Below are 12223 nucleotides of genomic sequence, written 5' to 3' on the forward strand. Positions count from 1 at the left end.
GGTGCCCGGGCCCCCACGTTCCGCGAGCATCAGGCCAAAGCGCTACTGGTGCGGCGCGCGACAACGCGCTTCACTCCTGCCGCATGAGACGACTGTTGCGCGCACTGTGCGCCGGGGCCGCCGCCCTGGCCCTCGGTGCCGGCCCCGCCCTGGCCGCGGGCTCGCCGGAACCGCCCACCGAGTTCGGCACCGACTGGCACGACCCCGTCACCGCCGCGCCCCCGGTGTCCGTACCCGACACCACCTCCTGCACCGTCACCCTCGCGGACACCGAATTCCGCGACTACACGCCCTACAAGAGCACCTATACGCCCCCCAAGAACTGCGGAACCCGCTGGAACAAGGTCGTCCTGCGCCTCGACGGCTCGGTCGCCGGACGCCAGTACGACCGCCTCGGCTACCTGCGCGTCGGCGGCGTCGAGGTGCTGCGCACCTCCACCCCGAGCCGTCCCCGAAAGGGATAGCGTGGAAGGTCGAGAAGGACGTCACGCGGTACGCCGCCACCCTGCGCTCGTCGCAGCCCGTCGAGATGCTCATCGGCAACCTCGTCAACGAGACGTACACCGGCGTCATCAAGGTCAAGGCGACGCTGACGTTCTACGCGGCCGACGGCCGCGCTCGCCCGGCCGCCGGCCCCGACCGGGTGCTCACGCTGGACGGCGCCCACGAGGCGGGCACGGCGTACGAGGGCACGGTGACCACGCCCCGCAACAGCGAACGGATCGTCGCCGAGGTCTACGCGACCGGATCCGGCGGCGGCTGCGAGGAGTTCTGGTACCTCACGGTGCCGGACACGGCGCCCTACTCCTGCAAGGCCGGCGACGGCCCGTACCGCGAGGTGCGGGTGTCCGTCGACGGCAGGCTCGCGGGCATCGCCGCACCCCACCCGACCATCTGGACCGGCGGATGGTCCAACCCCTTCCTCTGGTACGTGATCCCGGCCCCGCGCGCCTTCGACGTGCGCCCGCTGGAGTACGACCTCACCCCGTTCGCCGGACTGCTGAACGACGGCCGGCCGCACCGGATCACCGTCTCCGTCGCCGGTGTCCCCGCCGGGCAGAGCGGCTGGAGCACCCCCACCAACATCCTCGTCTGGCAGGACGCCAAGGCGTCCCGCGTCACCGGCGCGCTCACCGCGCACACCGAGGGCACGCCGAAAAACTCCACGGCGTACACACCCGGCGCGACCCACCGGTTCACCGCGGAGGGCGGCCACTCGCTGACCGTCTCCGGCTACCTCGACACCTCGCACGGCAGGGTGGCGACCACCGTGCGCCGCACGGTCGCCGCCTCCTCCGCGCACCACTGGACCGAGGGCGAGGCGACGGACGGGCTGCGCGCGCGGTGGACCGACGACGAGACGGTCACCGTACGCGGCCGCGGCCCCGCCGCGACCACCCGCACCCAGCGCGCGTACACCCTGGACGGCGAGATCACCGGAGCCGCCGGGCCGCGCCTGCGGACGGTGCTGACGACGGGCGACCGCGCGGAGACCGTCACCCTGCGCGGCGGAGTACGGACCGGCTGGTCGCGGCTGGACGACACGTACACCGGCGACGCCGCGTACAACCAGAACGTGCCGCGCGATCAGCGGCACGCGACCGGCGTCTCGCGCGAGCGCTACCGCCTGACCGGACCCGGCCTCTGCCATGACCGGACGATCGCCACCGCCCAGGGCACGCTCACCGAGGACCGGGACCGCTGCTGACGCGGGTCAGCGCGGCGGACGGCGGGGAATCTGCCCCCGCATGAGCTCGCCCAGCAGGCCGCCGAGCAGATCACGCTGCTCGGCGGTCAGCGGGGACAGGATCTCCTCCACCGCCGCGCGCCGCGCCTCGCGCATCGCGCGCAGGGTCTCGCGGCCCTGCTCGGTGAGCTCGATCCTTATCACCCGGCGGTTGGAGGGATCGGGGACGCGGCGCACCGCTCCGTTCGCCTCCAGGGCGTCGACGAGGGTGGTGACCGCCCGGGGCACCACCTCCAGCCGCTCGGCCAGGTCGGCCATGCGCGGCGGCTCCTCGCAGTGCGCGACGGACCGCAGCAGACGGGACTGGGCGGGCGTGATGCCGACCGGGTCCAGATAGCGCTTCTGGGCGCGGTTGAGCCTTCGGGTCAGCCGCAGGAGCTGCTCGGGGAGCTGTCCGGACGTGTCGGGGACGGTCATCGGGCCAGATTATCAAGAGCAAGTGCATTGTGAGTATAGGTAACAGTGAGCTATGCTCTCTACGAGGATCGGCGACCGCCCTCACCGGATCGCCACGCGTCGAAGGAGCCCATTGCGTCCCCACGAACCCGAATGGAACCCACCGCCCCCCGACCCCGAACAGCCCGCCCAAGTCCGGCGTATCCTGCGCCTGTTCCGTCCCTATCGCGGCCGCCTCGCCTTCGTGGGGCTGCTCGTCGCCGCGTCCTCCCTGGTCACCGTGGCCTCGCCTTTTCTGCTGCGGGAGATCCTGGACGTCGCCATCCCGCGGGGCCGCACCGGACTGCTCACCCTGCTCGCCCTCGGCATGATCGCGGCCGCGGTCGTCACCAGCGTCTTCGGTGTGCTCCAGACCCTGGTGTCCACCACGGTGGGCCAGCGGGTCATGCACGACCTGCGGACGGCCGTCTACGCCCGGCTGCAGAGCATGCCCCTCGCCTTCTTCACCCGGACCCGCAGCGGTGAGGTGCAGTCGCGGATCGCCAACGACATCGGCGGCATGCAGGCCACGGTGACCTCCACCGCCACCTCGCTGGTCTCCAACCTCACCAGCGTGGTCGCCTCGGTCGCCGCCATGCTGGCCCTCGACTGGCGGCTGACCGTCGTCTCGCTGCTCCTGCTCCCCGTATTCGTATGGATCAGCCACCGCGTCGGCCGGGAGCGCAAGAAGGTCACCTCGCAGCGGCAGAAGCAGATGGCCGCCATGGCCGCCATGGTCACCGAGTCGCTCTCCGTCAGCGGCATCCTCCTGGGCCGGACCATGGGCCGGGCCGACTCGCTCACCGCCGCCTTCGGCAAGGAGTCGGAACGGCTGGTCGACCTGGAGGTCCGGGCCAACATGGCGGGCCGGTGGCGGATGTCCACCATCGGCATCGTCATGGCGGCCATGCCCGCCCTCCTCTACTGGGCGGCCGGCATATCCCTCGAAACCGGCGGCCCCGCCCTGTCGATCGGCACGCTCGTGGCCTTCGTCTCCCTCCAGCAGGGCCTGCTGCGCCCGACCGTCTCGCTGCTGTCCACGGGCGTCCAGGTCCAGACCTCGCTCGCCCTCTTCCAGCGCATCTTCGAGTACCTCGACCTCCCGGTGGAGATCACCGAACCCGAGCACCCGGTACGCCTGGAGAAGATCCGCGGGGAGGTCCGCTTCGAGGACGTCGACTTCTCCTACGACGGGCCGGGCGCCGCGCGGTCCACCCTCACCGGCATCGACCTCGTCGTCCCCGCGGGCGGCAGCCTGGCCGTCGTCGGCCCGACCGGCTCCGGCAAGAGCACCCTCGGCCATCTGGTGCCCCGGCTCTACGACGTCACCGGCGGCCGGGTGCTCATCGACGGAGTGGACGTCCGCGACCTCGACTTCGACACCCTCAGCCGCGCCGTGGGCATCGTCTCCCAGGAGACGTACCTGTTCCACGCCTCCGTCGCCGACAACCTGCGGTTCGCCAAGCCGGACGCCGACGACGACGAGATCCGCGCCGCCGCCGAGGCCGCCCAGATCCACGACCACATCGCCTCCCTGCCCGACGGCTACGACACCCTCGTCGGCGAACGCGGCCACCGCTTCTCCGGCGGCGAGCAGCAGCGGCTGGCCATCGCCCGCACCATCCTGCGCGACCCTCCCGTCCTCATCCTGGACGAGGCCACGTCCGCCCTGGACACCCGCACCGAACAGGCCGTGCAGAAGGCCATCGACGCGCTGTCAGAAGGCCGTACCACCATCACCATCGCCCACCGCCTCTCCACCGTCCGCGACGCGGACCAGATCGTGGTCCTGGACGGCGGGCGCATAGCCGAGCGGGGGACGCACCGCGAACTCCTCGCCGCCGACGGCCGGTACGCGGCGCTGGTGCGCGGCGACGCCCGCCTCGCGGTGCCGGTCTGAGCGAGCCGGTCCGAACGTACGGCCCGAGTGGCCCGAGTGGCCCGAGTGGCACGGGCGGTCCGGGCGGCCGGGTCGAGTGGTCGTCCACGAACTCCTCGATGCTGCCCTCGGGTCCGAGCGCAGCCCGTGGAGCCGGTGTCGGTCGATCGTCCATATCCATAGACTATGAATATAAAATTGCTATGCTTCGAGCATGAGTCGTCCACACACCGCTCCTGGTGCGTCCGCCGCCATCGGGGCAGCCCTCTACGGCCTGGCCACCAGGGCCGCGAGGCGCCTGCCCCGGGACATGAGCCTGACGTCCGCCGCCACCCTGGCCACCCTGGAGCGGACCGGCCCGCGGCGCATCACCGATCTGGCCGCGGTCGAGGGCGTCACCCAGCCCGCGATGACCGCCCTGGTCCGGGTGATGGAGGAGTCCGGCCTCGTCGAGCGGCGGGGTGACGCGTCCGACAAGCGGGTCACGCTGGTGTGCCTGACCGAGGCCGGCGCCTCCTACGTCCGGACGCGGCGCCAGGCCGGCGTCCAGGCGTTCGAGCGGTTGATCGGCGAGCTCACCGGCGACGAGGTCGAGTCGCTGCTGGCGGCCCTTCCGGCGCTGAAGCATCTGGCGGAGCTCGAAAGCCAGGACCGCGAAGGGCCGAAGCGGTGACCGGGCAGCCGGCCGGCGGGGGCGCGGTGAAGGCGTCGCCGGTGGCGCGTTCCGAGGCGCGGCTGCTGGTCCCCGCCCTGATGTTCATCGCTCTGGTCGTGGCGGCCGTCGGCAGCCTCGGGACGCCGCTCATCACCAGCGTGGCGACCTCGTTCCACGTCTCGCTCGGCAGCGCGCAGTGGACGCTGACCGTCGCGCTGCTCAGCGGCGCGGTCGCCACGCCGGTCCTGGGCCGGCTCGGAGCCGGCCCGCACCGGCGGGCCACGATCCTCGTCACGCTGGCGGTCGCCGTCGCCGGCAGCGCGCTCACCGTGCTGCCGCTGCCGTTCGCGTGGCTGCTGGCCGGCAGGGCGGCCCAGGGCGTCGGGCTCGGGCTGACGGCGCTGATGATGGGCGTGGCCCGGGACCACCTCCCCGAGGAGCGCGGCGCGGCCGTGATCGCCCTGATTTCGGTGGTCTCGATCATCGGGGCCGGCGTCGGCTACCCGCTGGCCGCACTGCTCGCCGAGCTCGGCGGGGTACGCGCCGCCTACGGCCTCGGCCTGGCCGTCACGGCCGCCGCCCTCCTGACCGCCTGGCGCTCCATACCCGCGACCCCCGAAGGCCGTTCCGCCCACGTGGACGTGGCAGGCGCGGTCGTCCTGGCCGCCGCGCTGCTCCTGGTGCTGTTCCTCGCCGGCGAACGGAATCTGTGGATCCGGCACCTCGCCGTGGCGGCGGGCCTCGCCGTCGCCGCGGTGGTGCTGCTCTGTGTCTGGGTCGTCATCGAGCTGCGCGGCACGACGCCCCTGGTCGATGTGCGGGCGGTGCGGCACCCGGCGGTCGCCGGGGCGAATCTCGCCATGTTCGCCGGCGGGATCGGCATGTACCTTCTGCTCACGCTCATCACCCGGTACGCGCAGACGCCGCACGGCGCCGGCTACGGCTTCGGGCTGACGACCTTCGTCGCCGGGCTGGTCCTCATCCCGTTCTCGGCGCTGGGGTTCGCCGCGGGCAAGCTCACGCCGCGGGTCCGGACGCGGATCGCCGACCCCCTGCTCCTGGCCGGCAGCGCCGTCGTGGTCGGCGGCGGGTTCGCCCTCTTCGCGGCGGCCCGGTCGAACCTGGCCGAACTGTTCGCGGCGATGGGCGTGCTCGGCTTCGGCGTCGGCGGCTTTTCGGCCGCGATGCCCGGCGTCATCCTGGCCGTCACCCCCAAGAGCGAGACGTCGAGCGCCATGAGCCTCAACTACGTCGTCCGCAGCGTCGGATACTCCCTGGGCAGCGCCATCGGCGGCCTGATACTCGCCGCGGGCACCGGCCCCGGCCGCCTCTTCCCCGACGACGGCGCCTACACCACCGCGGCCCTGGCCGGCGTCGGCGTCATGGCGATCACGACGCTGACGAGCCTCGCTCTCGCCCGCCGCCGCCCGTCCGAGACCAACCCGTAAGCCGGATGCACTCATCCCCACACCGGAGGTTCCATGCCCAAGGGCTACTGGGTCAGCGTCTACCGCAGCGTTTCAGACCCTGAGAGGCTGGCTGCCTACGACAGGCTGGCCGGTCCGGCCGTCCGGGCCGGGGGCGGGCGGCTCCTCGCCCGTGACGGCCGGGTCGCGGCCTACGACGCCGGAATCGCCGGGCGCACCATCCTGATCGAGTTCGACAGCTTCGAGCAGGCCGTCGCGGCCCGCGAGAGCGCGGCCTACCAGGAGGCGCTGGCCGCCCTCGCCGACGGCGTCGAACGCGACTTCCGCATCGTCGAAGGCATCGACTGACCGAGGTCCGGTCGGATTTCCGCTGAAAGACCCGGTCGGGGATTCCGAGGACGGGCAGCCGACGAACGTGGCGTGGCGTCGGGCTCGTGGGCGGCCCCGCCCGCCGACGTCCCACGAAGCCCCGGACGCGCCGTCAGAGCGCGGACAGGTCCACCGCCTCGGCCATCACCCGGTACCCCGCGTCGTCCGGGTGCTTGCGGTCGCCCGAGTCGTAGGCGGGCGACAGGACTTCCGGATCCTCGGCCGAGGCCAGGACGGCGGCGAAGTCCGCCACCGCGTCGAACGCGCCCGAGGTGCGGATCCACTCGTTGACGGCCACTCGCTTCGCCTCCGCCCGGGCTGTGTGGTACTCGGAGCCCTTGAAGGGAAGGATGGTTCCACCGATCACTTTCAGACCGCGGTCACGCGCCCGCCCGATCAACTCCCGGTACCCGGCGATCAGCTCCCCGGCCGACACCTCGACCGACGGCTTGTACATCGGCAGGTCGACCTCGCTGAAACCGATGTCGTTGAGGCCGGCGTGCACGATGACCGCGCGCACTCCGGGCTTGTCGAGCACGTCCCGCTCCAGCCGCGCGGAAGGCCGCTCGCCGAACCACGGGGAGCCGTGGAGCAACAGGTTGCCGCCGATCCCGGAGTTGAGGACGGCCCACGGCAGGCCCGCCGCCGCCAGCCGCTCGGCGAGGGCGTCCGGATAGCGCCCGTTCGCGCCCACGGAGGAGCCGAAGCCGTCCGTGATCGAGTCGCCCAGGGCCACCACCGCGCCCTCGGCGGCGCCCTCCCCGGCCAGTTCGATGTCGGACAGCAGGTACCAGGAGTGCGTGACCTCGTCGAATCCGGCGCCGGAGGCGTCCTGCGCGCGGTCGCCGGTGGCCCGGTAGCTGTCGGCCCACGCCTGTGAGTGGAAGGTCACGGCCCCCGTCGGCCCGTCGAAGTACAGCGTCAGCGCCAGTGAGTCGAAGGCCGTCACCCGCAGTTCCACCGGATCGCTCACCACCTCCCCACCCGCCGGTATCCGCACGGCCGGCGCGCCGCCGAAGGTGAGGGGCCGCCGCGACTCCGGCCGGACCGCGGCCCCGCCCGCGCTCAGCGCCAGGACCGCCCCGTCGACGGTGAGCGGCCCGGTGCCGTAGCGGTGGGACAGCCGGACGCGGACCGACGTACCCCCGCCCGTCACCCGGACCACCTGGCGTACGGACTGCCGGTCGAACCCCGACTCGGACCAGTTCTCCCCGAAGCCGGCGCTCGGCCGCTGCACCGCCGCCGACCACCCGGCCGCCCAAGCGGTCCGCGCGTCACCGCCGGCGGCCGCCGCCGTCCCCGGGTGCTCCGCTTCCCGAACCGTCATGACCTTCCTCCTCGTTCGCATGATCTCCGCTGACGAGGAAGAGCCTGCCGTTCCGGCGGCGGACCACCCAGCCCCCGCCGCTTCGTACGCGGGCCGTGCGTACCACCGCCAGGGTCACCCTCGCGGTGGCCCCCCGGCAGGGCCGTGGTCCCCGGCGACCAGCACGACGTCCAGTACGCGCGGCCCGTGGACGCCCTCCACCCGGTCCAGCTCGATGTCGCTCGTCGCCGACGGGCCCGAGATCCACGTCAACGGCCGCAGCGGATCGAGCCGTTCGAGGGCCTGCGGGACGGAGTCCACGAGCTGGTCCGCCGTCCGCACCACGCACACATGATGGTCGGGGACCAGCGTGACGCGCCGCCGCCCCTGACCGGGGCCCCCGTCGAGGACGACCGTCCCGGTCTCCGCGATCGCCAGCGCGCACCCCGTGACGACGCTGTCCACGGCGTCCAGCTCACGGACCGTCAGCCCGGGGGAGTCGACGACCACCTCCACGTCCGCCCCGGCCAGCCAGCCCTCCGGCGGCCCGGCCGGGACGACCACCCGGCGGGCGCCCCGGTCGGCCAGCACCTCCCGGAGCAGGGCCGGCAGCCCGTCCGCGCCGGTGCGGTGCACCGTGGCGCGGTAGTCGGCCAGATGCGCGGCCAGCAGCGCCGCCGACTCGGCGGGCGTCCGCCGGCCGTGGACCCGCAGGTAGTCACGGGGGACGGGATGGTCGCGCGGCCGCTCGTACGCCGGGACGTCGGCGAGGGCGCGCCGCACCCGCCCGAGGATCCGCGCCCGGCTCGCGTCACCGTTCATGAGGCGCCTCCGCTCGGGGTCTCCTGTGTTCGCGTCCGCGCCCACCAGTCGCGGAACGACTCCTCGGGGATCTCGGGCAGGGCCCGGCCGTCCGTCCACGCCCGGCCCGGACCCGGCAGCCGCCGCGGCGCGAACCGGGCCGCCCGGCCCACCAGCCGCCGGCCGCGGCGGAGCAGCTCGGGCCGGTCCAGGGCCCAGGCCGCGCCCGCCACCACCCGCCGTTCCAGGGCGTGCCGCCGGGCCGGACGCACCACCGCCCGCGTGCCCCGGACGGTCGCCTCGCCGCCCTCGGCCACCCGTTCCCGCAGGTGGACCAGGACCTCCGGGATGTCGATCGCCACCGGACACACCTCGTAGCAGGCGCCGCACAGGGAGGACGCGAAGGGCAGCGACTCCTCCAGCGGGGAGGCGGTGCCGCGCAGTTGCGGGGCGAGGATCGCCCCGATGGGGCCGGAGTAGGGGGAGCCGTAGGCGTGTCCGCCGGCCCGCTCGTACACCGGGCAGACGTTGAGGCAGGCCGAGCAGCGGATGCAGCGCAGCGCCTGGCGGCCGACGGTGTCGGCGAGCGTGTCGGTCCGGCCGTTGTCGAGCAGCACCAGGTGGAAGGCGCGCGGCCCGTCGCCGTCCGTGGTGCCCGTCCACATCGACGTGTAGGGGTTCATCCGCTCGGCGGTGGAGGAGCGGGGGAGCAGCTGGAGGTAGATCTCCAGGTCCCGCCAGGTGGGCACCACCTTCTCGATGCCCACGACGGAGATCAGCGTCTCCGGCAGGGTCAGGCACATCCGCCCGTTGCCCTCGGACTCGACGACCACCATCGTCCCGGTCTCCGCGACCATGAAGTTGGCGCCGCTCACGGCGACCTTCGCGCGCAGGAACTTCTCCCGCAGGTGCAGCCGGGCCGCCTCGGCGAGATCGGCCGGACGGTCCGTCAGCCCCTCGGGCGCCGGCCGCCCCCAGTCGGCCATCCGCTTCCGGAAGATCTCCCGGATCTCGCCCCGGCTCCGGTGGATGGCCGGGACGAGGAGGTGGGACGGCAGGTCGTCCCCCAACTGCACGATGAGTTCCGCGAGATCGGTTTCGTACGCCCGGACGCCGGCCGCCGCGAGGGCCTCGTTGAGGCCGATCTCCTGCGTGACCATGGACTTGACCTTGACGACCTCCCGTTCGCCGGTGGCCCGTACGAGCTCGGTGACGATCCGGTTCGCCTCCGCCGCGTCGGCCGCCCAGTGCACCGTCCCGCCGGCGGCGGTGACGCGCTCCTCCAGGCGTACGAGGTAGTGGTCGAGGTGGCGGAGGGTGCGGTCCTTGACGGCCGCGGCGGCGGCGCGCAGCTGCCGCCAGTCGTCGAGTTCGGCCACGGCCGCCGCGCGCCGGGCCCTGATGGTGCCGGTGGCGTGCCGCAGGTTGGCGCGCAGCCGCGAGTCCCGGGTGGAGACGGCGGCGGCGCGGGGGAAGGAGGGCATGCCGAGGGGGACGGGGCGGGTCATCGGTCGGTTCCTTCCGGTCCGGGCTCCGGCGACGGGGGTCCGGGCCTCGGGGACGACGCCCCCGGCTCCGTCGAGGCCAGGATCTCCGCGATGTGCACCGGCCGTACCCCCGCTCCCCGCCGGGTGAGGATGCCCCCGATGTGCGCCAGGCACGAGTTGTCCGCCGCGCAGAGGGCCCGCGCGCCCGTCGCGACGACGGCGCGGGCCTTGTCGGTGCCCATCGCGACCGAGACGGCGGCGTTCTTGACCGCGAACGTCCCGCCGAAGCCGCAGCACTCCTCCGCGCCCGCCAACTCCCGCAGCTCCAGCCCCTTCACCCGTTCCAGCAGCCGCCGCGGCCGGTCGCCCAGGCCGAGCGCGCGCAGTCCGTGACAGGTGGGGTGGTAGGTGACGGTGTGGGGGTAGTAGGCACCGACGTCCGTCACCCCCAGGACGTCCACCAGGTACTCCGTCAGTTCGTAGGTACGGGGCACGGCCTCGGTCACCGCCGCCGCCAGCCCGTCGTCCCGTCCCTCGGCCGCCGCCCGGGCCGCGATCCGCGGGTACTGCTCCCGGACCATGGTCGCGCAGGAGGCGGACGGCGTGACGATGTGGTCGTACCCGCGGAAGGCGGCCGCGTAGCGGCGGACCAGCGGTTCCGTCGCCCGCCGGTAGCCGGTGTTGAAGAACGGCTGGCCGCAGCAGCTCTGCTCCATCGGGAAGTCGACGCGCACCCCCAGCCGCTCCAGCAGCGTGACCACGGCCCGCCCGGTGTCCGGATAGACCATGTCGTTGACGCAGGTCAGGAAGAGGCCGACCACCGGCGCTCCCGGCTCTCCGGGGGAATCCGGCGAGCGGCCAGGAGCGCGAGAACCACGGGAGCGTCGCAGCATGAGACGCATGCTACGGACCGGACCGCGAAACGGGCACGGCCCGCGGCACCTTTCCGCTCCGACGGGCCGGGCCGCCGGTGACGGAGGAGGCACCGCCTCAGCCCACCGCGGCGACCATCCGCGCGGACACCCCGTCCGCCCCGGCGAGCAGCTCCCGTACCTCCCGTACCGCGCTCCGCCCCGCCCGGTTGGCGCCGATGGTGCTCGCCGACGGCCCGTACCCGACGAGGTGGACGCGCGGGTCGCGGACCACCCGCGTCCCGTCGACGCGGATGCCGCCGCCGGGCTCCCGCAGCCGCAGCGGCGCCAGGTGGTCGAGCGCGGCCCGGAACCCGGTGGCCCACAGGATGACGTCGGCGGAAACGGTCCTGCCGTCCGCCCAGGCGACGCCGTCGGGGGTGACGCGGTCGAACATCGGCAGCCGGTCGAGGACGCCCGCCTCCCTCGCCCGTTCCATGGCGGCCGTCATCGGCAGCCCGGTGACCGACACCACGCTGCGCGGCGGCAGCCCCCGGCGGACGCGCTCCTCCACCAGCGCGACGGCGTCGCGGCCGCGTGCCTCGTCGAACGGCCCCTCCCGGAACAGCGGCGGGCGCCGCGTGACCCACGTCGTGGCGGACGCCACCTCGGCGATCTCCAGCAGGTGCTGGACGGCGGACGTGCCGCCCCCGACGACCACCACCCGCAGGCCCGCGAACGCGTCGGGGCCCGGGTAGCGGGCGGTGTGCAACTGGCGGCCCTCGAACAGCTCCTGGCCGGGGTAGCGCGGCAGGAACGGCCGCTTCCAGGTGCCGGTCGCGTTGATCAGCGCCCGCGCCGACCACACCCCCTCCGACGTCTCGACGAGCAGCCGCCCGGCGCCGCCGTCGCGTACGGCGCGCACGGTGACGGGCCGCCGCACCCGCAGCCCGAACTCCGCCTCGTACGCCGCGAAGTAGCCGCCGATCACCTCGGACGACGGCCGGGCGTCGTCCGCGCCCGTCAACGGCATTCCCGGCAGCGCGTGCATCCCGTGGACCTTGCCGTACGTCAGCGTGGGCCACCGGTGCTGCCAGGCGCCCCCGGGCCGCGGCGCGTGGTCCAGCACGACGAAGTCCCGGTCCGGCTCGTGGCCGGCGCGTCGCAGGTGGTAGGCGGCGGAGAGGCCCGCCTGCCCGGCGCCCACGACCACGACGTCCACCGTCCGCACCACCGCCATGTCGTTCATGCTTCTACCAACGGGCC

Annotated in this window: 10 protein-coding genes and 1 pseudogene; 5 read left to right on the plus strand and 6 right to left on the minus strand. The window is 73.8% G+C overall.

Going from position 1 to position 12223, the window contains the following annotated elements; translation table 11 throughout:
- The first annotated feature begins 83 nt into the window (after nucleotides 1–83).
- Nucleotides 84–1708, plus strand: a pseudogene (locus ACQEVS_RS30275) (peptide-N4-asparagine amidase).
- A gap of 6 nt (nucleotides 1709–1714) precedes the next feature.
- Here the strand turns inward: ACQEVS_RS30275 and ACQEVS_RS30280 are convergent.
- The gene (locus ACQEVS_RS30280) at nucleotides 1715–2164 is read right to left on the minus strand and encodes a MarR family transcriptional regulator (protein ID WP_433025875.1); all 450 of its coding nucleotides are present in this window, start codon (nucleotides 2162–2164) and stop codon (nucleotides 1715–1717) included.
- Between the two features lie 112 nt (nucleotides 2165–2276).
- Here ACQEVS_RS30280 and ACQEVS_RS30285 point away from each other — a divergent pair, with 112 nt between their 5' ends.
- The 4 genes from ACQEVS_RS30285 to ACQEVS_RS30300 all read left to right on the plus strand — a co-directional run bounded on the left by ACQEVS_RS30285 (nucleotide 2277) and on the right by ACQEVS_RS30300 (nucleotide 6491).
- On the plus strand, nucleotides 2277–4082 hold the full coding sequence (locus ACQEVS_RS30285) for an ABC transporter ATP-binding protein (RefSeq protein WP_433025878.1): 1806 nt from the start codon (nucleotides 2277–2279) through the stop codon (nucleotides 4080–4082).
- Nucleotides 4083–4371: 289 nt separating this feature from the next.
- Nucleotides 4372–4734 (plus strand): MarR family winged helix-turn-helix transcriptional regulator, encoded by a 363-nt coding sequence (locus ACQEVS_RS30290; protein ID WP_433028054.1) that lies wholly within the window; start codon nucleotides 4372–4374, stop codon nucleotides 4732–4734.
- Nucleotides 4731–6164, plus strand: a complete 1434-nt coding sequence (locus ACQEVS_RS30295) for an MFS transporter (protein WP_433025881.1) — start codon at nucleotides 4731–4733, stop codon at nucleotides 6162–6164. Before ACQEVS_RS30290 ends, ACQEVS_RS30295 begins: the two co-directional genes overlap by 4 nt.
- 33 nt (nucleotides 6165–6197) lie before the next feature.
- Nucleotides 6198–6491: a DUF1330 domain-containing protein gene (locus ACQEVS_RS30300; RefSeq protein ID WP_433025884.1), complete on the plus strand. Its 294-nt coding sequence runs from the start codon at nucleotides 6198–6200 to the stop codon at nucleotides 6489–6491.
- Between the two features lie 133 nt (nucleotides 6492–6624).
- Here the strand turns inward: ACQEVS_RS30300 and ACQEVS_RS30305 are convergent, their stop codons facing one another.
- The 5 genes from ACQEVS_RS30305 to ACQEVS_RS30325 all read right to left on the minus strand — a co-directional run bounded on the left by ACQEVS_RS30305 (nucleotide 6625) and on the right by ACQEVS_RS30325 (nucleotide 12206).
- The gene (locus ACQEVS_RS30305) at nucleotides 6625–7839 is read right to left on the minus strand and encodes an SGNH/GDSL hydrolase family protein (RefSeq protein ID WP_433025887.1); all 1215 of its coding nucleotides are present in this window, start codon (nucleotides 7837–7839) and stop codon (nucleotides 6625–6627) included.
- A 114-nt stretch (nucleotides 7840–7953) separates the two neighbouring features.
- Nucleotides 7954–8640: a LutC/YkgG family protein gene (locus ACQEVS_RS30310; RefSeq protein WP_433025890.1), complete on the minus strand. Its 687-nt coding sequence runs from the start codon at nucleotides 8638–8640 to the stop codon at nucleotides 7954–7956.
- Nucleotides 8637–10127, minus strand: a complete 1491-nt coding sequence (locus ACQEVS_RS30315) for a lactate utilization protein B (RefSeq protein WP_433025893.1) — start codon at nucleotides 10125–10127, stop codon at nucleotides 8637–8639. The genes ACQEVS_RS30310 and ACQEVS_RS30315 overlap by 4 nt, the downstream gene beginning before the upstream one ends.
- Entirely contained in the window at nucleotides 10124–10927 is an 804-nt protein-coding gene (locus tag ACQEVS_RS30320; protein WP_433025896.1) for a (Fe-S)-binding protein, read from the minus strand. Before ACQEVS_RS30320 ends, ACQEVS_RS30315 begins: the two co-directional genes overlap by 4 nt.
- 169 nt (nucleotides 10928–11096) lie before the next feature.
- Nucleotides 11097–12206 carry an FAD-dependent oxidoreductase gene (locus ACQEVS_RS30325; RefSeq protein WP_433025899.1) on the minus strand — a complete coding sequence of 370 codons (1110 nt, stop codon included), beginning with the start codon at nucleotides 12204–12206 and terminating at the stop codon, nucleotides 11097–11099.
- Between the last annotated feature and the right edge of the window lie 17 nt (nucleotides 12207–12223).

The organism is Streptomyces sp. CA-181903 (assembly GCF_050937075.1).
Lineage (GTDB): Bacteria > Actinomycetota > Actinomycetes > Streptomycetales > Streptomycetaceae > Streptomyces.

Coding starts and splice junctions, on each gene's coding strand:
- ACQEVS_RS30310 (WP_433025890.1), bottom strand. CDS start 8,640: ATGAACGGTGACGCGAGCCGGGCGCGGATCCTCGGGCGGGTGCGGCGC.
- ACQEVS_RS30290 (WP_433028054.1), top strand. CDS start 4,372: ATGAGCCTGACGTCCGCCGCCACCCTGGCCACCCTGGAGCGGACCGGC.
- ACQEVS_RS30325 (WP_433025899.1), bottom strand. CDS start 12,206: ATGAACGACATGGCGGTGGTGCGGACGGTGGACGTCGTGGTCGTGGGC.
- ACQEVS_RS30315 (WP_433025893.1), bottom strand. CDS start 10,127: ATGACCCGCCCCGTCCCCCTCGGCATGCCCTCCTTCCCCCGCGCCGCC.
- ACQEVS_RS30280 (WP_433025875.1), bottom strand. CDS start 2,164: ATGACCGTCCCCGACACGTCCGGACAGCTCCCCGAGCAGCTCCTGCGG.
- ACQEVS_RS30305 (WP_433025887.1), bottom strand. CDS start 7,839: ATGACGGTTCGGGAAGCGGAGCACCCGGGGACGGCGGCGGCCGCCGGC.
- ACQEVS_RS30300 (WP_433025884.1), top strand. CDS start 6,198: ATGCCCAAGGGCTACTGGGTCAGCGTCTACCGCAGCGTTTCAGACCCT.